The organism is Beijerinckia indica subsp. indica ATCC 9039 (assembly GCF_000019845.1).
Lineage (GTDB): Bacteria > Pseudomonadota > Alphaproteobacteria > Rhizobiales > Beijerinckiaceae > Beijerinckia > Beijerinckia indica.
On the sequence record NC_010581.1, the window covers coordinates 1,491,254 to 1,516,122 of the forward strand.

Below are 24,869 nucleotides of genomic sequence, written 5' to 3' on the forward strand. Positions count from 1 at the left end.
CGGGGCGCGGGGAGCTTGAAGAACGGGCGCGCGCGACCGCTTGGGCGGAGAGCGCTCCGCCTGGCGTTCCCTAATGAAGTGCAGTTCTTGGGCCAGCAAGGGTGAAGCTTGTTAAGACCACGGGACGAGGCCCCTCAGAATGTTGCTCGCTCATCCTTTATAGGTTTTGGTTTAAAGACCTGATCTTGTCTGAACCTTACTCGACAAATGTGAAGATGACGCATTTCGCACAAGCCGAACCGGCCAGCCTGTCTCATGCTGCGACGCTTGAGACAATTTTTGCTCCTGCTTCGGGCCAGGGGCGTAGCGCCGTTGCCATCGTGCGCGTGTCGGGTCCCAAGGCGGGTTTCCTTCTTGGGGCCTTGGCGGGCTATTGCCCGGAGCCTCGGCGGGCGACGCTCGCTATTCTGCATGACCCCGAAAATGGTGAAGCGCTCGACGAGGCTCTGGTTCTATGGTTCCCGGGGCCGAAAAGTTTCACGGGCGAGGATTGCGCTGAGTTCCATGTGCATGGCGGCCGGGCGGTCATGGCGGGCTTGTTGGCAGCATTAGGCCGGTTCGAGCAGGTGCGGCCGGCGGAACCGGGAGAATTTACCCGCCGCGCGCTGCTGAACGGCAAGCTTGATCTTGCCGAGGTCGAAGGTCTCGCCGATATGATCGAGGCCGAGACCGAATGGCAAAGGCGCCAGGCTTTGCGGCAGATGCGGGGGGCCTTGAGCCGCCAAGCGGAGATGTGGCGGCAAGCCTTGCTCGAGGCCTTGAGCCTGGCCGAGGCCGAAATCGACTTTTCCGACGAGGCCGATGTTCCTCCAGAAACAAGCCGACGGGTTGCTGCCTTGATCGAACCCGTGCTCGCGGATTTGCGGGCGGAGCTTGGGCAAGCCCGCGCTGGCGAGCGTATTCGGGAGGGGCTTTCCATCGTCATCATGGGGCCGCCCAATGCCGGTAAATCCACGCTCCTCAATGCTTTGGCGCGGCGTGAGGTGGCGATTGTCTCGGAGATTGCCGGCACGACGCGTGACTTGATCGAAGTCCATCTCGATCTCAAGGGATGTGCTGTGGTTCTGACCGATACGGCGGGCCTCCGGGACAATGCGGATAAGATCGAACAGATCGGTATTGCCCGCGCTTATGAACGAGGACGCGAGGCTGATCTCGTGCTCTGGTTGAGTGAAGCCGAGGCTCCGGTCGCGCCTCCAGAAAATTTGGGGATGGAGGTTTGGCCTGTTTTCACCAAGGCCGATCGCGTCGAGCCCTTAGAAAACAGGGAAGGCCTCGCCATCAGTGCCACGAGCGGGCTTCATCTTGGCCGGCTGGTCGAGGCCATTGCTGATTTTGCGGGGAAACTCGCGCCCTCGGGCCATGCCGGCCTTATCACGCGGGCGCGCCATCGCCAGGCTTTCGAGCGGGCGGCGGCGGCGCTCGATCGTTGTATCCGCGAAGCGAGCCCCGTCGAATTGCTGGCCGAGGATCTGCGGCTTGCGGCGCAAGCTTTACTGAGCCTGACCGGACGGATCGAGACGGAAGAGATTTTGGGGGAAATTTTTGCGCGTTTCTGTATAGGAAAGTGAGCGCGGCAAATGGAAAGACTGAAACAAGGACGGCCGGACCGATGAAAGGGACCTATGATGTCGTGGTGGTGGGCGGTGGCCATGCCGGCTGCGAGGCGGCGGCCGCCTCGGCGCGGCTCGGCGCGCGCACGGCTTTGGTCACCCAGGCCTTTGCCACGATCGGGTCCATGTCCTGCAATCCGGCGATTGGCGGTCTCGGCAAGGGGCATCTTGTGCGCGAGATCGACGCGCTTGACGGGTTGATGGGCCGTGTAGCGGATGCGGCGGGCATTCAGTTCAGGGTTCTCAATCGCGCCAAAGGTCCCGCCGTGCGCGGTCCACGCGCCCAGGCCGACCGCAAGCTCTACCGTGCCGCCATGCAGGCGGAAATCCAGGCCGTTAACGGCCTGGATGTGATTGAAGGCGAGGCCGAGGGGCTTTGCTTCGATGGCGAAAAGATCGCCGGCGTTCTTGTTGGAGTGGAAACCCTGGCCTGCGCCGCCGTGGTGCTGACGACGGGCACTTTTTTGCGCGGGCTGATCCATATCGGTGAAAAGCAGGTCCGGGCAGGACGGATTGGCGAGGCGCCCGCCGAGGCTATGGGGTTGGCCTTGGAAGCGCTCGGCCTCAGCATGGGCCGGCTGAAAACCGGCACGCCGGCGAGGCTTGATGGACGCAGCATCGATTGGAGCCGGCTCGAACGCCAATCAGGCGATGTCGAGCCTGAGCCCTTTTCTTTTCTGACAGAAGCGATCACGCGACCGCAGGTCGATTGTTTCATCACGACGACGACGCCGGAGACCCATGCGGTCATTCGCGAGAATCTGCATTATTCACCGGTCTATTCCGGCGCGATCAATGGGCGCGGCCCGCGTTATTGCCCCTCGATCGAGGACAAGGTCGTACGCTTTGCCGATCGTGAAGCGCATCAGATCTTTCTCGAGCCCGAAGGGCTCGATGTGCCGACGATCTATCCCAACGGCATTTCGACAGCTTTGCCAGAGTCTGTCCAGGAGCGCTTTTTGCGCACGATTCCGGGGCTCGAACATGTCGCCATTCTCCAGCATGGCTATGCGATCGAATATGATTATGTCGATCCGCGTGAATTGACGGCCGGCCTCGAGGTCAAGCGCGTGCCGGGCCTGTTCCTCGCTGGCCAGATCAATGGGACAACCGGCTATGAGGAAGCAGGCGCTCAAGGGCTCATCGCTGGACTGAACGCGGCTGCCCGGGCTGGCGGGCTCGCCCCCATCACCTTCGACCGTTCGGAAGCCTATCTGGGGGTGATGATCGATGATCTCATCAATCGCGGCGTGTCCGAGCCTTATCGCATGTTTACCTCACGGGCCGAATATCGTCTGACCTTGCGGGCCGACAATGCGGATCAAAGATTGACTGGCAAGGGGATGATTCTGGGTTGTATTGGTCAGCAACGCGCCGAGATTTTCAAGGCGAAGAGCGAGGCATTGAATTCCGCGCGTGATCTGCTTGCGGGCTTGAGCCTCAGCCCCACTGAGGCAACGCGGCACGGCCTCAAGGTCAATCGCGACGGCGTCCGGCGCACGGCTTTTGATCTTCTGGCTCTTCCTGATGTGACACTTGAAACTTTGCGGTCTATCTGGCCAGAATTAAAGACAATTCCTGAGACTATCGCGGCACAGATCGAAATCGACGCGCATTATGCCGTTTATCTCGACCGGCAAGAGGCCGATATCGCGGCTTTCCGCCGGGATGAGGGTTTGGCTCTGCCGACAGATCTCGATTATGCCTCCATGCAGGGGCTTTCCAATGAGATTCGTGGCCGTCTGGCGGCGATACGGCCCGCGACCTTGGGCCAGGCTGGTCGTATCGAAGGCATGACACCCACGGCGCTCACGCTTCTGGCGGCGCGTGTGCGGCGGGCTGGCGCTCACGCATGAAAGGCGTCAAAAAGCAGGTTCAGGGGCTGCCGGACCGCGGACCGGAAAGGCAGGCGGAAGAGGCGGCCATCGCCTCATCAATGGCGCCGGAATTACGCGAGAGATTAGGCCTTTATGCCACTTTGCTGGGAAAGTGGCAGAAGACGATCAATCTCGTCGCCCCCTCGACTCTGGATCACGTCTGGAGCCGGCATTTTGCCGATTCCCTGCAGGTTCAAGAAGCACTGCCGCAGGCTCATCATTGGGTCGATCTCGGCTCGGGCGGCGGTTTTCCGGGACTCGTGACCGCCATTGTGCTTGCCGATGTGCCAGAGGCTTGCGTGCATCTCATCGAGAGCGATCAGCGCAAATGCGCCTTTTTGCGGGAAGTGGCGCGTGAAACGGGTGCAAAAGCCATCGTGCATTGTGGCCGGATCGAAGCTGTCGCTTCGATAATCGAGGATGGGATCGAAGCAGTTAGTGCCCGTGCCCTCGCGCCTCTTGTGAATTTGCTTGCCTATGCGGAGCCGTGGCTCGTTCAAGGCGCGGTCGGGGTTTTCCTGAAAGGGGCCGATAGCGAAAAGGAACTGGCCGAGGCAAAGGCTGGCAATCTTTATCGATTTGAGACGCGTCCCAGCCGAACCCAAGCGGCGGCTCAGCTCATATTGGCGCGAAAGTTATGAGTTTCGCCTGTTTCATCTGCCGCCATTTTGGGTTATGCGCGCCTTTTCCGCCTTTCTTTCCTCCTTCCATCCAGGATCTGCCATGGCTTCCGAGCTTCGCCGCGTCGAGCGGGCGCTGATTTCCGTTTCCGACAAGACGGGCCTCGTTGATTTCGCCCGTGCCCTTGCCGCGCTTGGCATTGAACTGGTCTCGACCGGTGGCACCAGCAAAGCTCTGACCGAGGCGGGGCTGGCCGTTCGAGATGTTTCGGATCTCACCGGCTTTCCTGAATTGATGGATGGACGCCTCAAAACCCTGCATCCCAAGGTTCATGGCGGCCTTCTGGCCATTCGCGAAAATCCCGAGCATGAGGCGGCCATGCTCGCGCATAATATCGCGCCGATCGATCTGTTGGTGGTTAATCTCTATCCGTTCGAGGCGACGATCGCCAAGGGCGCCCCCTTTGCCGATTGCATCGAAAATATTGATATTGGCGGTCCGGCGATGATCCGGGCGGCCTCCAAGAATTTCAATGATGTCACGGTCGTCATCGAGCCTGAGGATTATGCCGCGATTCTAGCTGAACTGCAGGGTCAAAATGGCGCGACCAGCCTCGAACTGCGCCGCAAACTCGCGCAAAAGGCTTTTGCCCGGACAGCGACTTATGACGCGACGATTTCCAACTGGTTCGCCAAGGAAATCGGTGAGACGACGCCGACTTATCGCGCTTTCGGCGGGAGGCTGATCGAAGCCCTGCGCTATGGTGAAAACCCGCATCAGGCGGCAGCCTTTTACGCGCTGCCGCAGGGACGTGCCGGCGTCACCACGGCGCGGCAAGTTCAGGGCAAGGCGCTTTCTTATAATAACGTCAATGATACGGATGCGGCTTTCGAACTTGTGGCCGAGTTCGATCCCAGCAAGCAGGCGGCGGTCGCCATTATCAAACATGCCAATCCCTGCGGCGTCGCCGAGGCTGCAAGCCTAAAAGAGGCCTATTTGCTGGCGCTTCGTTGTGATCCGGTCTCGGCTTTCGGCGGCATCATTGCCCTTAACCGCAAGCTCGATGCCGCCGCAGCCGCTGAGATCGTGAAAATCTTCACCGAAGTCATCATCGCCCCGGATGCCGATGAAGAAGCTATTGCTCTTGTCGCCGCCAAGAAGAATCTGCGGCTTTTGCTCACCGGCGGGCTTCCAGATCCTCGCGCGGAAACCCTGACATTCCGGCCCGTTGCTGGTGGTTTTCTCGTGCAGGGGCGAGACAGCGCGATCGTGGATGAGATGGAGCCGCGTGTCGTGACCAAAAGAGCGCCGACCGAAGCGGAATGGCGCGATCTGAAATTTGCTTTCCGGGTCGCCAAACATGTGAAATCCAACGCCATCGTTTACGCCAAGGATGGTGCGACGGTGGGGATTGGTGCGGGGCAGATGAGCCGTGTCGATTCCTCACGCATCGCCGCGATGAAGGCGGAAGAGGCCGCGCGCGCGGCAGGCCTGCCCGAATCGCTCGCCATAGGGTCGGCGGTTGCTTCCGATGCCTTCTTTCCCTTCCCCGATGGTCTGCTCGCTGCGGCGGCCGCGGGTGCGACAGCGGTCATTCAGCCGGGCGGTTCGGTGCGCGACAATGAAGTGATCGCTGCCGCTGACGAAGCAGGGCTCGCCATGGTTTTGACCGGTGTGCGGCATTTCCGGCATTAACCATAGGGAGAACCGTTGGTGGGCGGCCTGAGGCGCCATTAAGCTCCGGGCAAGGTTGCAAGGCTTAAAACGCTTTCTATTGATTGCGTAAACCTTGGAGCTTTGTATGCGCGTCAGCACAACGGATTCGATCGAGGGGAGCCGGGTCGTTCAGGCAATCGGGGCCATTACCGCCACTTCGAGCTGGCATGCCTCGGGCACCCTGCCGCATCAGGGCAATTGGCGGGAACGCCTGCTCGCTGATCTGATCCGCCGCGCGGAAGATATTGGCGCTGATGCCATTGTCGGCGTCAATTACCAGGACGAAGGCACGGCCGTCACCAGCGAAACCGGTGTGGCGCTCAAGCGCGTCATGGTGACCGGCACGGCCGTCAGACTCGCTCGCGCTGCCTGATCTCAGACCGATAACTGGCGCTTGGCTTTCAAGCGCCAGGACTTATGTATATGATGTGCGAGTGGTCCATGACCGCTCAGGTTTCGCATGAGGCTCAGGATGAGCGGAAAGCGCGACTTCGGTGCGTCGAGAGGAAGGAGGGGGCAGTCTCCCATGAGCCTAATTCCCTTCGACACTTTGAAGCTTGCCAGAGACTTGCGAGACCGTGCGCATTTTTCGCCTGAGCAAGCGGAAGGAGCCGCCGCCGCTTTAGCCGATGCCTTTCAGGACCTGGATGCCAAGAAAAGCGCTATTGATCGGATTGATGCAAAAATAGAGGCGCTTGAACAGCGTCTGACGATTAAAATTGGCAGCATGCTTGCGGTTGCCGTCGGCGTATCGATCGCTCTTGCGAAACTGGTTCATTGAATTTTTCGATGAACAAAGCTTAAGAAGCGATTGAAAACTTTATTCCCCTGGTTCGTTCAAGAGACCTTCGACAAAGGCGCCGAGCCCTTCCTTGAGCCTTGGGGTTCTGAGGCGTTCGGTCGTCACGATCGCGAGCAGATCCTCGAAGGTGCGCTGCAGATCATCGTTGATCAGCACGTAATCATATTGCGCCCAATGGCTGATTTCGGTGCGGGCGTTTTCGAGTCGCTTCGCGATAATTTCCGGCGGATCTTCGGCGCGGCGCTCCAACCGTGCGCGTAATTCACGCATGGTTGGCGGGAGGATGAAGATCGACACTACATCCGTCCCGGCTTTTTGCTTGACCTGCCGCGCCCCCTGATAATCGATATCGAAGAGAACATCACGGCCTTGGCCAAGGATCGCCTCAAGGGGTTCGCTCGGCGTGCCATAGAAATTTCCATGCACTTCCGCCCATTCGAGGAGGGCATCCGTATCGCGTAAGGACTCGAACTGCTTGCGGCTGATGAAATGATAATGGATGCCCTCAACCTCGCTCGAACGGCGCGCTCGTGTCGTGACCGAGATGGAAAGGGTCAAATCAAGCGCCTTGCTCTGCAAAAGCATGCGCGTCAGCGTGGTCTTGCCGGCCCCCGAAGGCGAGGACAAAATCAGCATCAGGCCGCGCCGACCATGACGTGTCGGATCTGGCCGGGCAGAAGGGGATATTTCAGTCATTGTATCGATTCGCGGGGGCTAGAGCATCAGACCCAAAAGTGGTTCCCACTTTGGGGACCAATCTGATCGTTTTCAAAAAGAGATAGAGCATCGGATAGGGTTCAATGAAAGTCCGATGCTCTATTCAAGATTTTGGATCTGCTCGCGGAATTGCTCGATTTCGACGCGTAATTCGAGCCCAATATCAGTCAGGCGCGCATCATTTGATTTGGAGCAGAGAGTATTGGCTTCACGGCCGAATTCCTGGGCCAGAAAATCGAGCTTGCGGCCGATAGGGCCGCCGGATTCCAAATGACCGCGCGCCGCCTTGACATGGGTCAGGAGACGATCGAGTTCCTCGCGGATATCGGCCTTGGCCGCCATCAGCAAGGCCTCTTGATGCAACCGGTTGGGGTCGAGCCCCGGCTGACCGGCAAGCCGTACCAGACTTTCGCTGAGCTTGGCTTTGATGGCTTCTGGCTGGCGCCCCGGGCATTGTTCGGCGGCCTCGGTCAGCATCGCGATTCTATCCAGGCGGACGAGGAGGATAGGGGCGAGCGCCGCACCCTCGGCCTGCCGCATGGTGAGGAGATCTGAAAGGGCTGCATCGAGACGGGCGAGGATATGCGCCTGTAATTGCTCCCGTTCGGCGGGGCTCTCTTCCACCTCGATGATCTCGATGAGGCCACGCACGCCGAGAAGCCCGTCGAGGCTTGCGGTCCGGATGGCTGGCGGGAGGGGAAGATCGGCCACGCTCTCCAGCAATTTGTGGAGAAGATCCTGGTTGATGTGGACCTGCGGGGTGGTGGACTCGCGCTGCGCTGTCAAGGTGGCATGAACCGTTCCGCGTGTCAGTGCTTTGCCAAGGCGTTGACGGATCTCGGTCTCGATCGCGTCGAAGCCTTGGGGCAGGCGCAGCCGCAGGTCGAGCCCCTTCGCGTTCACACTCTTCAATTCCCAGGCGAAATGGGTGGCGCCCTGACTGCCGGTGCAGCGCGCGAAACCTGTCATACTGGCAAGGCTCATGCGCTTTCCTCCTCCGGAAGTGGACCCGGCACGCGCAGTGCGGAGAAATTGGGTTGGGCTTCGGCGCTGGCATGGGCGCTGAGAACACGATTGCCTTCGATGCGCAGCCCACCACGCGCGACGCGTTCGAGCGCGCGTGGATAGATCACATGCTCCTCTGCCAGCACTCTTTTCGCGAGCGTCTCCTCCGTATCGGTCTCGAAGACCGGCACGGCGGCTTGGGCGATAATTGGCCCTTCATCCATGGCCGGCACGACGAAATGCACGGTACAGCCATGAATCTTGACCCCGTCGGCCAGGGCGCGCTCATGTGTATGCAGACCGCGATAGGCGGGCAGAAGAGCGGGATGGATGTTCAGGATTCGCCCTTCCCATTGGCCGATGAACCAGGGGGTGAGGAGCCGCATGAAACCGGCGAGACAGATCAGATCGATGCGATGCAATTCGAGCAGGACCTGCATGGAGCGCTCGAATTCCTCACGGCCAGCATGGATTTTGTGATCGACCGCGGCTGTGGCGATCCCTTTTTCCTTGGCGAAGCGAAGTCCTTCCGCATCCGGCCGATTGGACAGGACCAGCGCGATTTCGGCCGGAAAATGCGGCGCGCGCGCGCTTTCGATCAGGGCACGCATGTTGGAACCGCGTCCGGAGATCAAGATTGCCGTGCGTTTGCGTATGCCGGTCACAGGGAAAGCTGCCCCTGAAATGTCACGCGCGGCCCGGTTTCAGGGGCGGGGATGACGGAACCTAGCCGGATCGGCTGTTCGCCGGCGGCGCGCAAGGCCTCCTCGACCTTCGAGGCCTCGTCATTCGCGACGATTAGGACCATGCCGATGCCGCAATTGAAGGTCCTCAACATTTCTGTTTCCGCTATGCCGCCTTCGCGCGCGAGCCAGCCGAAAACGGGAGGCACGGCGAGAGCCGAGAGATCCAGGGCGAGGCCGAAGCCGGCGGGCAAGACACGGGGGAGATTTTCCTGAAAACCGCCGCCAGTAATATGCGCCAGGGCTTTGACCGCTTGCGTCGCGGCAAAGACGTGGAGAAGCGGGCGAACATAAATCCGGGTTGGCGTCAGGAGGGATTCGCCCAGTGTCTTGCCAGGCTCGTAAGGGGCGGGGCCGTCAAGAGAGGCGCCATTGTCAGCGAGAACCCGGCGCACCAGGGAAAAACCGTTGGAATGCAAACCGGAAGAGGGAAGGCCGAGAAGCAGGTCTCCAGCCGCAATATCGGTGCGCGGCAAAAGGTGCCCGCGCTCGACCGCACCAACGGCAAAGCCCGCGAGATCATAATCCTTGCCGGTGTAAAGCCCCGGCATTTCCGCCGTTTCGCCACCGATCAAGGCGCATCCCGCCTCACGGCAGCCGTCGGCTATGCCTTTGACGACGGAGGCCGCCGTCGCGGGTTCGAGTTTGCCGGTGGCGTAATAATCGAGGAAGAAAAGCGGCTCGGCGCCCTGGACGATGAGATCATTGACGCACATGGCGACGAGATCGACGCCAATCGTATCGTGCTGGCCGGTTTCGATCGCCAGTTTGACCTTGGAGCCCACCCCGTCATTGGCGGCGACCAGAATGGGGTCTTGAAAGCCAGCGGCCTTGAGATCGAAAAGGCCGCCGAATCCACCGAGCTCGGCATCGGCTCCGGCGCGCCGTGTTGCCCGCACAAAGGGTTTGATCGTTTCGACAAGCGCATTGCCAGCGTCGATGTCGACGCCGGCTTCGGCATAAGTCAGGCCGTTCTTCTTATCCATCTCGGATCCGGGTTTGGCGGGTCTTTGGTAGGCGTTTGTATAGTCTCGAATTTTCTCTTGTCTCTGTGGAAAAGCAAAAATTCGATGAAAACCCAGGAATCGCTGTTAGCGATCCGCTGCGATTGGATCAAATCGATTGTAGGATCAACCGCAATAAGGCCAAGTCATTCAATAGAATATACAATTTTCATAATCTTTTGAATGAGTAAAAAACATTAGCCCTCTGGCGATGCGTGTAAATCTGTCGCAGAACCGTAACACAGGACGCAAGCCAGCCGATTTCAGCTTAGTAACATCCTGTTTCTACTGAATATTTTTCAATCCAGCGCGGCGTGGCGTGGCAAGATGCTGTAGCGGTTTGTCACAATTGATGCAAGGCCGAAGGCCAGAACAGAAAAAGGCTTAATCGTGGCATTGACTATCTTTGTTGGCGCTGGCATCACGATAGAGTGAATAAACTTCTTTTTAAACAAACTGTCCACGGTTTAGAATTTTGTTCACCCAGAGAAAGTCAAGTTTTATCAGAGCTTCGAAGCCAAATCGGAGGTTTCGAACGATAAAAACATGATAAGCTATTGACGTTTCTTTTCATACAGAGCCCAGCTTGAAGGGGTTTCGCAGCCCTACTGCGACCCCTTGGGCGAAAGGGGCGCTAAATCTTATAACTATTTGTTATATAATAACTATCTGTTAAAGGATAGATTGTTCTGGTTGCTTGATCTCAAGGAAACGTTCGGTCGGCGCGATGCAGAAACTCGATGACATGATCACTTTCGTCCGTGTCGTCGAACGCGGGAGTTTCGTCGCGGCTGCGCGGCAGCTTGGAGTGCCTCCCGCCACGGTCAGCCGGAAAGTCCAAGAACTCGAACATCGACTCGGCATCGAATTATTGCGGCGCACGACACGCCGGGTTTTCGTTACCGAGGCGGGGCGAGCCTTTTTCGATAATGCATCGCAGGCCTTGACCTTGATCGAGGAAGCGGAGCTGGTTGCCAAGAGCTATAGCAGCAAGCCTTCGGGCGTGTTGAGGCTGCTTGCTCCTTATACGGTTGGCGTCCTGATCATCGATCAGATTTTGCCTGCTTTTCAGCGGCTCTATCCGGAAGTTCTCATCTATCTGACGTTGAACAACGAGCCTCTCGATTTGATCGAGCATGGTTTCGATGTCGCGATGCGAGTCGGTGCATTGCCTGATTCGACCTATGCGGTCCATCATCTCTTGCGAACGGGAAGGCGCATCGTCGCTGCGCCTTCCTATATCGAGAAACACCCGCCGATCGAGACGATTGCCGATCTCGAACATCACGTCTTTTTGAGTTTCGCGATTGAGACGCCGCCATCAGGGGTCGTGATGACTTTCAACAGAGGGGAGGAGCAAGCTCAGGTCACGCTTGCACCTCGCATGGTGATCAACGAGGCCTCGGTCGTTCTCAACCATGTTCTGCGCGGCGAGGGATTCTCGCTCTTTGGCGATATCCTGACCGACTCTTATCTCGCTAGCGGAGCCCTGAAACATATTCTGCCGGAGTGGCAGAGCGATGATCCGCTCGAAGTTTCCCTCGTGTTCAGCCGTCACGCCACAAGTGATCCAAAAGTCCGATTGTTTATCGATTTCTTAACACATGAAGCTATGGCGTCGAAGAAAAGAACGACATTGTTGCTGGGGCTGAGAGAATGAAATGCTATAATGGCCAATGATCGCCAGGGTTAAGGCGGCTATATTCCTCCTCATGAACGGCGCCGGGACATGGCACCGGATGAGGAGCACTCAAATGAAACGTCTTGCTTCGGCCTTATTGGCCTCGAGTTTGGTTATGACCGCCGGCGTTGCCTTCGCCAAGGACAAGCTGCCGGCTCACGCTGATGAATATTATTCCTATGTCGACACGCAGAACCGTCAGACCGCTGCTGGCAATGCCTATCACGAAAAGGCTGATGGTGGTGCTTTCGGTCGTCTTGGTCAGGGCGCGAACCCCTATTATCCCGAAGGCCCCGGTAACCCGCGCTAATTCTTGATTTCTGGTCAGACTTCCTTTTAGGAAAAACCGGGTCAGCGATCGAGACTTAATTCCAAGATTCTCGCGACCGGATGAAAATGGGAATGGGTTAAAAGCGGCGCATGAGTTTGCGCCGCACAGGGGTTCATCTCTGGGCAATCCCGGAAATTGAGCTTCCAGTTTCTTCCAATCTTCCCATGTCGAGGCGCCACATTTATCCGGCCTATCTCCCAATAGGGAGCCGGATAAATGTGGCGCTATTTCTATTATAGTCTATTAATTCTGTCAAATTAATTGGTTTAAAAAAGCCTTTGTCTCATGCCTCACTGACAGGACGATGGAACCGATTTTGATCGAACGGATTTTATCCTGAAATTGCCATGCCCCAGGCAAGGCAAAAAATGATGTCCACTTTCCGGCCCGATGCTGTAGCCTCTTTCCCTAGTGGCGTCGCTTTTCCTGTCTCGGCTTATGCAAGCGTCGAATTTCGGCAGTCTTCCAAATCTCATTACCTTGCTGCGCCTGGTGCTCGTCCCGGCCATTGTGGCGATGATTGCCTCTCAGCGCTGGGTGGCAGCCTGTCTCATCTTCCTTGTCGCCGGTCTGTCCGATGCCGCCGATGGGTGGATCGCCAAGCAATTCAATCTCCGTACGGAGCTCGGTGCTTATCTTGACCCGCTCGCCGACAAGGCCTTGCTCGTTTCGATCTATGTGGCGCTGGCCATCACCAGAACCGTCCCGGTCACGCTGACAATCATCATCGTCGCGCGAGATCTCATGATCATTGGCGCTTTCATGGTCGCCTGGCTCCTGCAAAAACCCATGCGGGTCGAGCCTTTGCTGATTTCCAAGTTGAATACGGCGGCGCAGATCGCCTTTGCCGCTCTGGTCCTCGGCATCAAGGCCTTTGCGCTTTCGCCCGAGCCTTGGTTCGGCTGGGGCGTCTATGGCGTGGCGCTTCTGACTCTCGTGTCCATGGCCGCTTATTTCTGGCGATGGATCCATCATATGGAAGTATGAAGGCGGCCGTAAGAGTCGCACTCGATCGTGGCGGCCTTGGAAAGACGTGATTTTCGGCCAGCGATGATCTATGAGGAGAGGGATAAATCGGCGGGCGCGGTCGATGCCGACCATTCTTCACCCATCGGCCAGGCGGTCGGCAGAGGGCCTCAGCGAATGCGGATTGAATGGCAGATTGGTTTTTGGATCGCCGCCTTCCTGTTGCTCATCCTCTTCTTTTGGTTGTTCAGCGCCGTCATTTTGCCCTTTGCCGCAGCCGTCGTTCTTGGCTATCTGCTCGACCCCGTGGCCGATCATCTTGAACGCCTGGGGTTGAACAGGCTTGGCGCCACCTTGCTCATTCTCGCGGCTTTCGTCCTGCTCCTTGTCGCCGTACTCATCCTCATCGTGCCGGTACTCGGCCATCAGCTCGCAGGCTTCATTCAGTCGCTGCCCGAGTACATCATCAAGCTTCAGGATCTCATTTCCAAGGAAAGTGATCGGCTCACGGATCAATATATCGGCGTCCTCGTCGGTAAGCTTGGTCTCAGTCGTCTCAGCGGGCCGGAACTCGCTCCGCCGACCAGCGACATGGTCTCTCAAGTCGTGCAATGGGGCGCGGGCTTCATCAAATCGTTATGGACGGGCGGGGCGGCGCTCGTCAGCCTCATTTCCCTGCTGGTCGTGACACCCGTCGTCGCTTTCTACATGTTGCTCGATTGGGACAAAATGATCGCCAAGATCGACAGTCTGATCCCGATCCGCCACAGAGCCACCGTGCGTGAATTGGCCTCCGAGATCGATGGGGCCATGGCTGGTTTTCTGCGGGGGCAGTCGCTTGTGTGCCTGTTTCTCGGCCTCTGGTATGGCATTGGATTTACTTTGGTCGGGTTGAATTTCGGCCTCCTGATCGGAATTTCCGCCGGCATTTTGAGTTTCATCCCCTATGTCGGCTCCTTGACCGCCCTCGTCGTGGGTTCGACGGTCGCCGTCGTCCAGGATTGGCCAAGTTGGCATTTGTTGGCTGTCACGCTGGGCGTGATCGCTGTCGGGCAATTTCTCGAGGGCAATATTCTTTCGCCGAAGCTCGTTGGAGAATCGGTCGGGCTGCATCCCGTCTGGGTCATGTTCTCCCTGCTTGCTTTCGGCAGTCTGTTCGGATTCACCGGCCTCTTGACCGCAGTGCCCTTGGCGGCTGCGATGGGCGTCGTTCTGCGTTTTGCGGTCAAGCGTTACCGCGATAGCCCGCTCTATACGGGCGTTACCGAATCCGCGCCGAAAATTTTTATCGATGTGAACGTTTTGCGGGACGATAATGAGCAATAAGATGCGGCCGAAAGAACCGGCCCGCCAATTGACCTTCGATCTCGCGGGCGATCCTTGTTTCGGCATCGAGGATTTTTTCGTCTCGGAATCGAACGAAAATGCTTATGCGATGCTGGAGCTTTGGCCCGATTGGCCCGATTCCGTGCTTTTACTGCGAGGCCCAGCGGGGGCTGGAAAAAGCCACCTCGGCGCAATTTGGGCGGCGAGGGCAGGGGCACGGATTCTGACCGCCCGGGATTTTGCCGCGGAGCGGGACCTCGAAAGCTTGGCGCGATCAGGTCCCTTGCTGATCGAGGATGCCGATGCGATCGGTGAAGCGGAGGCCTCGCTCTTCCATCTTCTCAATCTGGTTCGGCACCATCATCACGCTCTGGTTCTGACAGCGCGCAGAGCCCCTGATTTCTGGGGCCTCCGCATCGCGGATCTCTTATCGCGTTTGCGCCTTGCTCCGGTGGCTGCGATCGAGCCGCCGGATGAGGATTTAATGCGAGCGATCTTGGTCAAACTATTCCTCGATCGGCAGCTCGTGGTTGATACGGGCCTCATCGAACATGCGGCCCTGCATCTCGACCGCTCGTTCGAGGCGGCGCGCGATTTTGTGGAACGTCTTGACCGCGAGGCTTTGGCGCGAGGCGCTCGCATCACCAAGAGCCTTGCGGGAACAGTGTTGCAAAGCCTGATCCCGCCCGAGACGGAATGAGGCTTTCCAAAGGACGGGCATCCGAGCCGGAAGGCGGTCGGATGCCGGCTGGAAAGGTCACGCTGGAACGGGCACGAAAAAGGGAGCGTTCATGCCTGCGCTCGCCTCGGCGACAATATCCCCGTCGAACAATTTGACGGAAAGGCTTCCGCCCAATTGCGCGGCCGCCTTGGCGAGATAGCCGGTCGCATAGGCTTGTGCATTGGCCAGGCTATCGAATTCGTAGAAGCCGCCGATTGTGTTGGTATTGATGCCGCTCAGCCATGTCTTGCTCTTCAAGCCCGGTTCCTTCTGCATGGCGATATTGATTGCACGCCAATCGATGGTTTCAAACGGGATCGCGACCTGAATCTCGGCGTAGAGGAACGTTCTGCTCATCAAAATCTCCTGAATATCTCCCCATGAGCGGGAGATGTCGTCATGGCGCCTGCAATCGAAAGAGAGGCTGCCTCAGGGGCAGAAGCGGCCTTGCGAAACGAGAGGCGCAGTTAGTCTATAATTTTTATTTATCGTATCAAGTGATCATGCGTATAAGCCCGGCTGCCTGCGCCCATGTCAACGGAAAAGCTGATGTATTAAGTTGACAAAATCCATGGAATAAAAATAATCAATCTTGCCCGGGTCAAGAGACAGCGCGGCAAAGCGCGGAGGCAAGAACAGTGGCCCATTCCTATTATAACCAAGAGAGCCACGGGCCCTATCAGACCCTCGATCTTGGTCCCTTCGTCCTCGACAATGGCGATACGATCCGTAATCTCGCTCTCGCTTATGCGACCTTTGGCTCGCTCTCGCCCGCCAAGGACAATGCGATCCTGTTCCCCACCTGGTATTCGGGCACGAGCAAGATCTTGGAACAGGCCTATATCGGCCCCGGGCGGGCGCTCGATCCCGAACGCTATTTCATCATTCTCGTCAATCAGATCGGTAATGGCCTCTCAAGCGCGCCGCACAACCAGCCCTCTCCGTTCAATGCGGCGCGGTTTCCGCGCGTGTCGATTAGTGATGACGTGCGGGCGCAATATCGTCTGGTGACCGAACATTTCGGCATTGAACGTCTGCAACTCGTCCTGGGTGGATCAATGGGCGCGCAGCAGACTTATGAATGGGCTGTGCGTTATCCGGAGCAGGTGTTGCGCGCCGCGCCGATTGCGGGAACGGCGCGCGCGAGCGTGCATAATCGTCTCGTTGTCGAAGGGTTGATCGCGGCAATCGCCAGCGACCCGGCTTTTGACAATGGTTGGTATGCTGAGCCCGGCCTGGTTCATCGTGGCTTGCGCCGGCATGCGCAATTGTTTGCGACAAAGGTTTTCTCTTCACGTCTGTTCGAACAGGAGGGCTGGCGCGCCCTCGGCTTTTCCTCCGTCGATGATTTTCTCTCGGGCTTCGTCGAACAGCATTTTCTGCAACAGGATCCAAACAATCTGATCCTGCTCGCGCGCAAATGGCAGGATAGTGATGTGAGCCGCAACACGAGCGGCGATCTCAAAAAGGCTTTGTCGCATATCACCGCTACTACATTCGTTGTCGCGGTCGATGAAGACGATCTGTTTCCCCTGGCCGATATCGTGGCTGAACAGACGCTGGTGCCACAGAGCCATTTGAAGCGCCTCTCCTCGCCCTGGGGTCATCTCGCCATTTTTGGTCTCGATCAGGCCTATCGGGACAATATCGACTCCGTGCTGAAAGAGCTTTTGGCAACGCCGTGACGCTTGCGGCGAGACGATCGATTGGCATTGGCCATCGTGCCGGGGATTTTTTGAAAACGCATCAAACCGATCCAAAAGTGGTGATGACTTTTGGTTTGATGCTCTAGCCCAGATTCTGGAGCCCATACCATGACAGAAGAAGCGATCAAGGACCTTGTGAAGGAAGCCCCCATTGTCGACGAGCCGAGGCCGCCTTGCGACCCCTATCCTTTGAGCCCCTATGTCGCCTGGGCGGGGCGGCGCAATCGCGATCCCATTCTTGGTGTCTTTAAAACTCTCTTCCCCAAGGATGGCTCGGTGCTGGAACTCGCCAGCGGCAGCGGTGCCCATGTCAATTACTTCGCCCCGCATTTTCCGGAAGTCTCGTTCCATCCATCCGACTATGATACCAAGGTCTTCGAGACGATCAAACAAACACGGGATACACAGAATAACAAAAATGTCGATGATCCGATTCTGATTGATCTGACGAAGCCGGATACATGGGTGAATGCGCAGGCGCGGCTCTATGATGCCATCTTCGTCATCAATCTGTTTCAGGTGGCCCCGCTTTCGATAGCGGAGGGGATCGCCGAACTCGCGTCCAAAGTCTTGAAGCCGGGCGGCTTTCTGGCGATCTACGGGCCTTTCAAGGTCGATGGCCGTTATACGACTGCATCAAATCAGAATTTCGACGAGGAAATTCTCTCCAAAAACGTGCCGGAATGGGGCTTGAAGGATGTCCGCGATCTCGAAAAGATCGCTGCCGGACACAAGCTTGTTCTCAAGAAACAGCTCGATCTGCCGGCGAATAATTTCATTTTGTTATTTTCTCGTTGATCGGGCTCCGAAGGTCCTACGTCAGGGGGCGCTGATAGCGACCCCTGAGCGAGTGACGCCACCGGCTCCCTTCCTAGAATTTCTGCTTTTTCAAAAGCAATGTTTTTGAGGAGCGCCACTATGGGAGAGGTGGGATTTGGAATCCTCCGATCATTTCTTCCATGGCTTGGGCAATAGCCAAGGTCCGTGCATCACTGTTGCGTGGGCCGATCAGTTGCGCGCCCACGGGCAGATTCTGGCTGGTTAGACCAATCGGCAGGGCCGTTGCTGGCAAACCGCATGTTGTTGCAAGCGCAATCCAGTTCAACAATTCCAAATAAGAGAAGGTGCGGCCATCCGAGCCTCGCAGTCTACGTCTCAAAAATGGCCGATGGTCATGGGGGAAAGCCGGCATGGGAGAGATGGGGCTCAACAGAACATCATAATGGGTGAAGAAGCGTTGGAGAGTGTGTTGCATCCCTGCGCGCATTTCGTTGGCCCGCAACCATTCCCGATGACGGGCGGTCGAGGCCAAAACGCCCTGCGCCCAGGATAAGGGCTTCGCTCCCAAGGCAAGCGCGATTTTCGCTGGTCCACGAAGAAGCTCGTAGAGAGTGCGTTCTTGTGCGGGCATGCCAGCGTTGCTCAGAGGATACAGGAGCATTGTGTATGTGAACATTAACGTGTCAGCCTCTATGGGGCTTCTGACGGGTTCGACAATTGCTCCATTTGCGGCGAGTGTTTCTGCGAAAACTGTGATCCTGTGCCTGACATCCGCGTCCAGTACGAAAGCCGGCTCATCTAACCAGAGGGCCACTTTCAAGCCTTTAATTGGGACGGGCGGTGCCTCGGCTGACAAAGGGAGATCGGAGATGACTGACATCAGCAGGCGTAAATCTCTGCTTGACCGCGCCATGGGGCCAACGACCGCTAAATCGACATCGGCCGCGAAATTGGGTGGCGGCACAAGACCCCTCTGCGAAATGAGGCCGTAAGTCGGCTTATGAGCAAACACGCCGCAGAAATTTGCTGGGACACGCAGAGATCCACCGGCGTCCGCGCCGATTTCAAGCGCGGTCAGGCCAGCGGCTAGCGCTGCCGCCGAACCCCCTGATGATCCGCCGGGTGTTCTCTCTAAATTCCAGGGATTGTTGGTCGTTCCATAGAGGGCATTATAGGTTTGCCAGTCGGCGGCCTTTGTGGGCGTATTCGTTTGACCCCAGATAATGGCATCCTCGGCGCGTGCGCGGCTGACAACAATAGCATCTTTGGCTTTTCGGTTGAGCAGAATTCTCAGGCCAGCAGAGGCTGGCAGTCCGTCTATGTCGAACGTGTCTTTAACGGTCATGGGAATGCCGGCGAGACGTCCCATGGGTTCGCTGCGCGCTCTGCGGTCGTCAATGAGCTGCGCGTCGTGATAGGCGCGGTCGAGATCACGGGCGACGACGGCATTAACCCGTTCGCTCAATCGGTCGGTCCGGGCCACCACCATATCCAACAATTCCCGCGCGCTGAGTTGGCGTGTGGAAAGCATCCGCAATTGATCCACTGCATCCGAATAGAGGATATCCATCAACACATCTCACCGTGCAGCCAACGCTGGAATTTGAGCCGATATCATCGTGTCGTATGGAATGCTCGTCGGTATAGGTTGTGCTCAGCTATGCCCATGTCTTGTAATCCACCCTATGGCACACTCTCGAGCAGATGTGCCTAATTATTTGAAAATACAAAAGAATTTCAAAAATTGATATGCTTTAGTTTTGATCTCTTTACTTTTGGGCTTAACCTTCAATCGTCCCGAAAGTTTCCAACCTTTGGGATCATGCTTTGGAAGTATTGAGGACTATTCAGCGGAAGCGATTTTCTTTAAGAGGGAGTGGGGAGGTAGGACTGCTATGCTGACGGTCGGATAGACGTCATGGTGCCGCTGGAAGTGCGAGAGTTTGATGGATAGCGTTTCCTTTCAAATCCAGTGAGATCCAAGACCGAACGCCGTATAGCGAATGTGTTGTTTTCGAGCCGCTGGCTATTGCTTCTGTTCTATTTGGGTCTTGGCCTCAGCCTGATCGTGCTCATCAAATTCTGCCAGAAGACTATTTCTCTGGCCATCTATGGACCTATTTCCACGAGTAGCGATGTCATCACCAATATTTTGTCTTTGATTGATTTGTCCTTGATTGTGAATCTTCTTCTCATTGTGATGTTTACGGGTTACGAGAATTTTGTCTCCAGCTTTGATCTCGATAATCGTGTCGGCCAAACTGGATGGGGCAGATTGATTTTGGTGACATCAAGGCCAAGCTCTTGACCTCGATCATCGCCATTGTCGCCATTCATGTCCTGGAAGTTTTCATAAATGTTGACAGGGCGAGCGATCGTGAATTGGCTTGAAGCGTCGGCATTCTTATCGCTTTCGTCGCCTCAGGCCTTCTGTTGATCTTGATCAATCGCATATCTTCAGCGCATGAGCGTTGACCATCGATCCGAAAAGATAACAGATGGGCACTTCGAATTTTGGCTTCGCTTTTGAAAAAACAAAATTCGAGAAAGGCACCAAGAGTCATTATCCGCGATTCTTGGTATAAAATTTCTCCAATTCCTCATTCATTCCCTTTGGCTGGGTCGACGGGTGCTGGTTTCCAGCGCCGCAGCGGGGTCTCCCGCTCATAATCCTCTGGGCTTGGCGAGGTCATTAATTCAACGATTGAACCCCAAGGTGTGCGGCCATAGCGCCAGCCGTTGCCGGGGCCTTTTTCCAGCCCCAGCATCTCATTGGGGCCTTCGAGCAAGGTTCCACCCGCCGCCTGAAAACGTTCACTCGCATAGGCGAGATCATCCACATAGACAGCGAAATGCTGCAGTCCGAAATCACTCGGCCGCGCTGGTTTATGCTGGTCGGAGCCATGCATTTCGAAAAGCTCGATGCCGGGCCCATTGCCCAATTGCAGCATGCGCATGGTCACGAGCTTGGTACCGGAGGAAATGCCCAGCATGGCTTCCGCGTTAGGGCCGGTCTGCGGCGGCTCGCTGCGCTTGATATTGTCATACATGGGCTTGGCGTCGAAAGCCCGTTCCAGAAAGTGGGAGGCTTCATCGAGATTGGGAACGGCGATGCCGATATGGTCCATGCCTCGGACAGGTGGCTGCGTACTGACATCCTGTTTCCCTTCATTTGAAATGGCAAGGCTGGCCGATTGTCGGCGTGACATCGAGCTGAATCACCATCAGAGTGACTGACTCCTCGGATACATTGCCGGCAAGATGACCTTGTTTACCGGTCGAATTTTGATCCTCGCCAAGGGAAATATCACCTGGCCCGAGTTCGACCCGCGTGCCATCCATGGCTTGTACGAACCATGTGCCGCGCAAGGGAATAATCCATTGGACCTTCGGATCTTCGTGCCAAGTGCCGTTCCAACCCGCGGGCTGCACGGTGGTCAACACTTGTGCTGTACCAATGGGCTGACGATCCTGCCATTGGGGGCCTGCCGGCGGCGACATGCTCTTCAGGGTGAATTCGGTTAAGGGGCAGCGTGTCATATGTGTTACGCCCGTGGCGTCGGTCCAATTATGCCAATAGTGAAAAACCGGTCTCTCCAGTTCCTCTGCTGCCAGAAGCGGTAGAGGTGGAAGAAGGGAAAGGAGAATGACAATGCAGTGGCGCAATCTTTGTCCTTGAGATCTCGTGCCGATCAAGGATCACCTCTTTGCTTGATAGCGAAAATACGAAGGTGCCCCCCCGCGGTCATCTTTATGACCGTTGGTATGAAATATGATGCATGCGGATTGAACGATTCCCACGCCAAGCATCATCGCGACGATCTGGCGGCGTCATTGTAGGCGCGACAATCTGTCGCTGCGATCTCTGAAACGACGCCATCATAACGTCACGTCAGGCTGTTGGTTGCGACGGAATGCCATCTCGAACATGCGATCAAGTGAATATGATCACACCTTGATTTCATGGGTTTATGAACGAGGGGCATGGACAAATTTTAATTCTTTTTCGCCCCTTGGTGGAATGCCCATTCGGAGCATTCCCGATTAGCATGAGGGAAATGGCTATCGGACTTCCTTTCACGCACCGTGTTGCGTGGACCGGTGGTCGCTTCCCTTTTGACGAGAGCATGGGAACATGACGAACAATTCCTTACCGGCGGGTTTCGCCGCGGCCGAAGGCCAAGGCAGTCAGAAGCAAAAGGAGACCGCACGGTTTCCCATTTATGACAGTTTCACGATCTTCCTGCATTGGGCGACCGTGCTGCTGGTCGTCATCCTCTACGCGCTCGCACAAATCTGGGGTCTTTTGGAGAAGGGCACGCCGCCGCGGCATGCTTTGCAGTCCCTGCATGTATCCTTGGGGATCGTGCTGACAGTGGTCATCGTGGCCCGGCTTCTCTGGCGCGGTGGGCCTGGCCGCAAATTGCCGGAAGCCATTCCTGGATTTTTAGGATTTGCCGCGAAGGCGGTGCATTATCTCCTTTATGCGATGCTCGTTGCTCAGACCGTACTCGGCTGGCTGTTTCGCTGGGCACAGGGTGAGATCCTTGGCTTTTTCGGCCTGTTTACCATTCCCTCGCCCTTCGTTTTCACGGTTGCGCAGCGCCAGACTTTTGGGTCCCTGCATGATTTGCTGGGGACTTTAATCATCATCGTGGCGGCGGGACATGCTGGTGCAGCCCTGTTTCATCATTATGTATGTCATGATGGTGTCCTGGTGCGCATGCTTCCAGGGCTGCAAAAGCGTTTGACAAGGTCATAAAATACGAACGGGCCGCTCATCGATGATGCTGGATGCCGCGATCGCCGCAATCAATGAAATGTTCAGCAAGCCTTTCCGGGCGGTCTTCTACAAGACGCTGGGCTTGACGATCGCTCTGCTTGCGGTGGCCGGTTTTGGGCTCGACCGTCTCGTTCTATCGCGAGTCATCGTCATCCTGCCTTCCGCCTGGATGCAGACAATCTTTGTCTGGCTCAGCGGCCTGGGGCTGATGGTCGGCCTGGTTTTCCTGGTTCCAGCCGTATCCTTTATCGTCGCGAGCTTCTTCTTCGATGAATTAGCAGCCGTCGTTGAACGCGATATTGCGCCGCCCGGAGCGCTCGGGCGGCCCTTGCCCTATGGCGAGGCGATGTGGCTCGGCTTGCGATTCGCCGGCTTGTCTTTGCTCGTGAATATAGGAGCCTTGCTGCTGCTCCTGGTTCCAGGTGTCAATGCCGTGGTCTTCATCGGCGCCAATGCCTATCTTTTGGGCCGAGGCTATTTCGAACTGGCGGCAACCCGCTATCTGCCGCTTTCCGAAGTGCATCTTTTGCGACGGGCCGAGGCGCCGCGCTTGTTCGTAGCCGGTCTGCTCATGGCTCTGCTGCTCGGCGTGCCGATTCTCAACCTGCTCGGTCCGCTGTTCTGCACGGCTTTCATGGTCCGCATTACCTCGGCCATTCTGGTGAAGCGCGTCTTTCCTTTTTCACAGCCGTTCTGAGATAGGCTTCAAAGAACCAAAGCCCAAAGTGGTTTGAGCACTTTGGGCTTTGATGCAGTGTCAAAAGGCGGACAAGGGCGCAGGGGGTGTCTTCAAGCCATGCGCGACTGGTCGGTGAATTGGCCGGCTTTGCGGAAGCGATAGAGATAGGGCGGGGCCAAGGTTTCAAAGGATTCCGGCACGATGCCGAAAGCTGCCAGGCTGCGGCCCTCGTTTTTGGCCAGTTCGGAAACGACATTGTCATAGCGCAGCAATTCGACCTGATCGCGCGTCAGGGAAAAAACGGAGGGGAACAGGCCGAATGACAGGGATTCGGCGAGCTCCGTGCCAAGGGCCAGCAGCTTGGCAATGGGGAAGGGCAGGGGGACTAGCAACCGCTGACGCTCGGTCGTGGCAAGAATGAATTCGAGAATTTGCCGCAAGGACCGAATCTCCGGGCCGCCTAGCTCGTAAGTCGTTCCAGCTTTGGCGGCGCCACCCAATGCGGCGGTCACGGCTTTGGCGACATCCCCGACGAAAACCGGCTGAAGTTTTGTCTTGCCGCCGCCGATCAAGGGAAGAGCCGGCGAGACGCGCGCCATGGCGGCAAAGCGGTTGAAGAAATTATCCTCGGGGCCAAAGACGATGGATGGCCGGAAGATGATGCCTTCGGGCAGGATTTCATGGATGGCTGCCTCTCCCTGGGCCTTGGTCCTGGCATAGACCGAGGAGGAATTAGGATTGGCGCCGATAGCTGAAATATGAACGAAATTATGGATCCCGGCTTCACGGGTGGCCGTGGCCAGTGCCCGGGCCCCTTCGGCCTGGATCGAGGAAAATTGCTGCTTGCCGATGGGATTCATGATGCCCACGAGATTGACGACGGCGTCGGCATTGCGCAGGGCCAGGGCGAGTGATTGAGGATAGCGCAGATTGGCCTGAACAGCATGAATCTGTCCCACTTGGCCAGCAGGCTGCAAATGAAAGGCGAGATCGGGGCGCCGTGCGGCGACTCGCACTCTCCAGCCATCACGGGCCAGGGCGCGCACCACATGCCGCCCGATAAAGCCGGAACCGCCGAAAACCGTGACCAATCGGCCCGTCTTGACCAATGCGTTCGTCATCCCCGTGCCTCCGGAAGAATTTTACCGCGTGCTGTTCTACAATATTGGATTTGAAAGCGGGAGCCCTGTTGAAAGATCTCCGCTCCTCTTGAAAAAGCAATCGTGATCGCCCCATGATGCCTTTTCGGATCGACCGTCCTCTAAGCCGAGGCTGGACCTTTTGTATAGTGTCCTTAAGGGAGGAGGAGACGAGGGGCGAGAAGAAACGCTTCTTTTCGCGTTTCCGCTCCGGCTTCCACATTGACAAGTGAGGCCTGCTCCCCGTATCAGACATCACGGCCTTGATGGGCTGGCCCTGGTGGCGGAATTGGTAGACGCGCTGGTTTCAGGTACCAGTGGGTAACACCGTGGAGGTTCGAGTCCTCTCCAGGGCACCAAATTGACGTTTCAGATTCTCCAGAAACGTCTTTAACCCAACCGAAAATCAAACAATTCATCGGATTGAGCGTTCCCTATCGGCGAGGGACGTTTTGTTGCGTCCGGGGAAATTGGGTTGCGGTACCCGAAGAGCGCCCAGTTTGAACTGTCTCCTCCGGCCCCCGTGCATAGTTCGACGCCTGCAATCGTGATGTAGGTGTTCTGAACGCTCTTCAATCCGCGCCGCTTCCGCGCTTTGCACATTAGGCGTTGCGGTTTGCTAGGCGGCCGCAAAAATTTGCCAATCTGGGATATCGGGC

Annotated in this window: 24 protein-coding genes, 1 tRNA gene and 1 pseudogene; 17 read left to right on the plus strand and 9 right to left on the minus strand. The window is 57.0% G+C overall.

Going from position 1 to position 24,869, the window contains the following annotated elements; genetic code table 11:
- Positions 1 to 215 precede the first annotated feature (215 nt).
- From mnmE to BIND_RS20525, 6 genes are all read left to right on the plus strand, one after another.
- On the plus strand, positions 216 to 1,571 hold the full coding sequence (gene mnmE, locus BIND_RS06515) for a tRNA uridine-5-carboxymethylaminomethyl(34) synthesis GTPase MnmE (protein WP_012384282.1): 1,356 nt from the start codon (positions 216 to 218) through the stop codon (positions 1,569 to 1,571).
- Positions 1,572 to 1,612: 41 nt separating this feature from the next.
- Entirely contained in the window at positions 1,613 to 3,469 is a 1,857-nt protein-coding gene (gene mnmG / locus BIND_RS06520) for a tRNA uridine-5-carboxymethylaminomethyl(34) synthesis enzyme MnmG (protein ID WP_012384283.1), read from the plus strand.
- The gene (gene rsmG / locus BIND_RS06525) at positions 3,466 to 4,131 is read left to right on the plus strand and encodes a 16S rRNA (guanine(527)-N(7))-methyltransferase RsmG (protein WP_012384284.1); all 666 of its coding nucleotides are present in this window, start codon (positions 3,466 to 3,468) and stop codon (positions 4,129 to 4,131) included. Before mnmG ends, rsmG begins: the two co-directional genes overlap by 4 nt.
- Positions 4,132 to 4,213: 82 nt before the next feature.
- Positions 4,214 to 5,806, plus strand: coding sequence for a bifunctional phosphoribosylaminoimidazolecarboxamide formyltransferase/IMP cyclohydrolase (gene purH, locus BIND_RS06530; RefSeq protein WP_012384285.1), 1,593 nt, complete (start codon positions 4,214 to 4,216; stop codon positions 5,804 to 5,806).
- A gap of 106 nt (positions 5,807 to 5,912) precedes the next feature.
- Complete coding sequence (locus tag BIND_RS06535) at positions 5,913 to 6,200, plus strand: heavy metal-binding domain-containing protein (protein WP_012384286.1); 288 nt, start codon at positions 5,913 to 5,915, stop codon at positions 6,198 to 6,200.
- Between the two features lie 99 nt (positions 6,201 to 6,299).
- Positions 6,300 to 6,608: a hypothetical protein gene (locus BIND_RS20525; RefSeq protein WP_244395973.1), complete on the plus strand. Its 309-nt coding sequence runs from the start codon at positions 6,300 to 6,302 to the stop codon at positions 6,606 to 6,608.
- 39 nt (positions 6,609 to 6,647) lie between these two features.
- Here the strand turns inward: BIND_RS20525 and gmk are convergent, their stop codons facing one another.
- The 4 genes from gmk to purM form a co-directional block, all read right to left on the minus strand.
- Complete coding sequence (gmk, locus tag BIND_RS06540) at positions 6,648 to 7,325, minus strand: guanylate kinase (protein ID WP_041777969.1); 678 nt, start codon at positions 7,323 to 7,325, stop codon at positions 6,648 to 6,650.
- Positions 7,326 to 7,445: 120 nt separating this feature from the next.
- Entirely contained in the window at positions 7,446 to 8,330 is an 885-nt protein-coding gene (locus tag BIND_RS06545) for a YicC/YloC family endoribonuclease (protein ID WP_012384289.1), read from the minus strand.
- Positions 8,327 to 9,016, minus strand: a complete 690-nt coding sequence (purN, locus tag BIND_RS06550; protein ID WP_041777970.1) for a phosphoribosylglycinamide formyltransferase — start codon at positions 9,014 to 9,016, stop codon at positions 8,327 to 8,329. Before purN ends, BIND_RS06545 begins: the two co-directional genes overlap by 4 nt.
- Positions 9,013 to 10,080 (minus strand): phosphoribosylformylglycinamidine cyclo-ligase, encoded by a 1,068-nt coding sequence (gene purM, locus BIND_RS06555; RefSeq protein WP_012384291.1) that lies wholly within the window; start codon positions 10,078 to 10,080, stop codon positions 9,013 to 9,015. Before purM ends, purN begins: the two co-directional genes overlap by 4 nt.
- Positions 10,081 to 10,825: 745 nt before the next feature.
- Here purM and BIND_RS06560 point away from each other — a divergent pair.
- The 5 genes from BIND_RS06560 (at position 10,826) to BIND_RS06580 (ending at position 15,102) form a co-directional block, all read left to right on the plus strand.
- Positions 10,826 to 11,758: a LysR family transcriptional regulator gene (locus tag BIND_RS06560; protein ID WP_012384292.1), complete on the plus strand. Its 933-nt coding sequence runs from the start codon at positions 10,826 to 10,828 to the stop codon at positions 11,756 to 11,758.
- A 94-nt stretch (positions 11,759 to 11,852) separates the two neighbouring features.
- Positions 11,853 to 12,089, plus strand: a complete 237-nt coding sequence (locus tag BIND_RS06565; RefSeq protein WP_012384293.1) for a hypothetical protein — start codon at positions 11,853 to 11,855, stop codon at positions 12,087 to 12,089.
- Between the two features lie 459 nt (positions 12,090 to 12,548).
- Positions 12,549 to 13,097: a CDP-alcohol phosphatidyltransferase family protein gene (locus BIND_RS06570; RefSeq protein ID WP_012384294.1), complete on the plus strand. Its 549-nt coding sequence runs from the start codon at positions 12,549 to 12,551 to the stop codon at positions 13,095 to 13,097.
- 156 nt (positions 13,098 to 13,253) lie between these two features.
- A complete protein-coding gene (locus BIND_RS06575) occupies positions 13,254 to 14,402 on the plus strand; it encodes an AI-2E family transporter (RefSeq protein WP_012384295.1) in 1,149 nt (382 codons plus the stop codon).
- Complete coding sequence (locus BIND_RS06580; RefSeq protein WP_244395975.1) at positions 14,392 to 15,102, plus strand: P-loop NTPase family protein; 711 nt, start codon at positions 14,392 to 14,394, stop codon at positions 15,100 to 15,102. The genes BIND_RS06575 and BIND_RS06580 overlap by 11 nt, the downstream gene beginning before the upstream one ends.
- A gap of 57 nt (positions 15,103 to 15,159) precedes the next feature.
- Here the strand turns inward: BIND_RS06580 and BIND_RS06585 are convergent, their stop codons facing one another.
- The gene (locus tag BIND_RS06585) at positions 15,160 to 15,480 is read right to left on the minus strand and encodes a YdhR family protein (RefSeq protein WP_012384297.1); all 321 of its coding nucleotides are present in this window, start codon (positions 15,478 to 15,480) and stop codon (positions 15,160 to 15,162) included.
- Between the two features lie 281 nt (positions 15,481 to 15,761).
- Here BIND_RS06585 and BIND_RS06590 point away from each other — a divergent pair, with 281 nt between their 5' ends.
- Both BIND_RS06590 and BIND_RS06595 read left to right on the plus strand, forming a co-directional pair.
- Positions 15,762 to 16,808 carry an alpha/beta fold hydrolase gene (locus BIND_RS06590; RefSeq protein WP_012384298.1) on the plus strand — a complete coding sequence of 349 codons (1,047 nt, stop codon included), beginning with the start codon at positions 15,762 to 15,764 and terminating at the stop codon, positions 16,806 to 16,808.
- 129 nt (positions 16,809 to 16,937) lie between these two features.
- Positions 16,938 to 17,627 carry a DUF938 domain-containing protein gene (locus BIND_RS06595; protein WP_012384299.1) on the plus strand — a complete coding sequence of 230 codons (690 nt, stop codon included), beginning with the start codon at positions 16,938 to 16,940 and terminating at the stop codon, positions 17,625 to 17,627.
- 118 nt (positions 17,628 to 17,745) lie between these two features.
- Here BIND_RS06595 and BIND_RS06600 read toward each other — a convergent pair whose 3' ends face one another.
- The gene (locus tag BIND_RS06600) at positions 17,746 to 19,179 is read right to left on the minus strand and encodes an amidase family protein (RefSeq protein WP_012384300.1); all 1,434 of its coding nucleotides are present in this window, start codon (positions 19,177 to 19,179) and stop codon (positions 17,746 to 17,748) included.
- 498 nt (positions 19,180 to 19,677) lie between these two features.
- Between BIND_RS06600 and BIND_RS21900 the strand changes: the two are divergent.
- Positions 19,678 to 20,000, plus strand: a pseudogene (locus BIND_RS21900) (YqhA family protein).
- A 209-nt stretch (positions 20,001 to 20,209) separates the two neighbouring features.
- On the opposite strand, the gene BIND_RS06610 reads toward BIND_RS21900, so the two are convergent.
- On the minus strand, positions 20,210 to 20,818 hold the full coding sequence (locus BIND_RS06610; protein WP_148210576.1) for a VOC family protein: 609 nt from the start codon (positions 20,816 to 20,818) through the stop codon (positions 20,210 to 20,212).
- Positions 20,778 to 21,275 (minus strand): cupin domain-containing protein, encoded by a 498-nt coding sequence (locus BIND_RS06615; RefSeq protein ID WP_012384302.1) that lies wholly within the window; start codon positions 21,273 to 21,275, stop codon positions 20,778 to 20,780. The genes BIND_RS06610 and BIND_RS06615 overlap by 41 nt, the downstream gene beginning before the upstream one ends.
- Positions 21,276 to 21,744: 469 nt before the next feature.
- On the opposite strand from BIND_RS06615, the gene BIND_RS06620 reads away from it, so the two are divergent.
- Together BIND_RS06620 and BIND_RS06625 are read left to right on the plus strand one after the other, a co-directional pair.
- Positions 21,745 to 22,371 carry a cytochrome b gene (locus tag BIND_RS06620; protein ID WP_012384303.1) on the plus strand — a complete coding sequence of 209 codons (627 nt, stop codon included), beginning with the start codon at positions 21,745 to 21,747 and terminating at the stop codon, positions 22,369 to 22,371.
- A 22-nt stretch (positions 22,372 to 22,393) separates the two neighbouring features.
- Positions 22,394 to 23,089, plus strand: a complete 696-nt coding sequence (locus BIND_RS06625) for a sulfate transporter family protein (RefSeq protein WP_012384304.1) — start codon at positions 22,394 to 22,396, stop codon at positions 23,087 to 23,089.
- Between the two features lie 92 nt (positions 23,090 to 23,181).
- Here the strand turns inward: BIND_RS06625 and BIND_RS06630 are convergent, their stop codons facing one another.
- Complete coding sequence (locus BIND_RS06630; RefSeq protein ID WP_012384305.1) at positions 23,182 to 24,192, minus strand: complex I NDUFA9 subunit family protein; 1,011 nt, start codon at positions 24,190 to 24,192, stop codon at positions 23,182 to 23,184.
- Positions 24,193 to 24,484: 292 nt separating this feature from the next.
- Between BIND_RS06630 and BIND_RS06635 the strand changes: the two genes are divergently transcribed.
- Positions 24,485 to 24,569, plus strand: a tRNA-Leu gene (locus BIND_RS06635).
- Positions 24,570 to 24,869 lie beyond the last annotated feature (300 nt).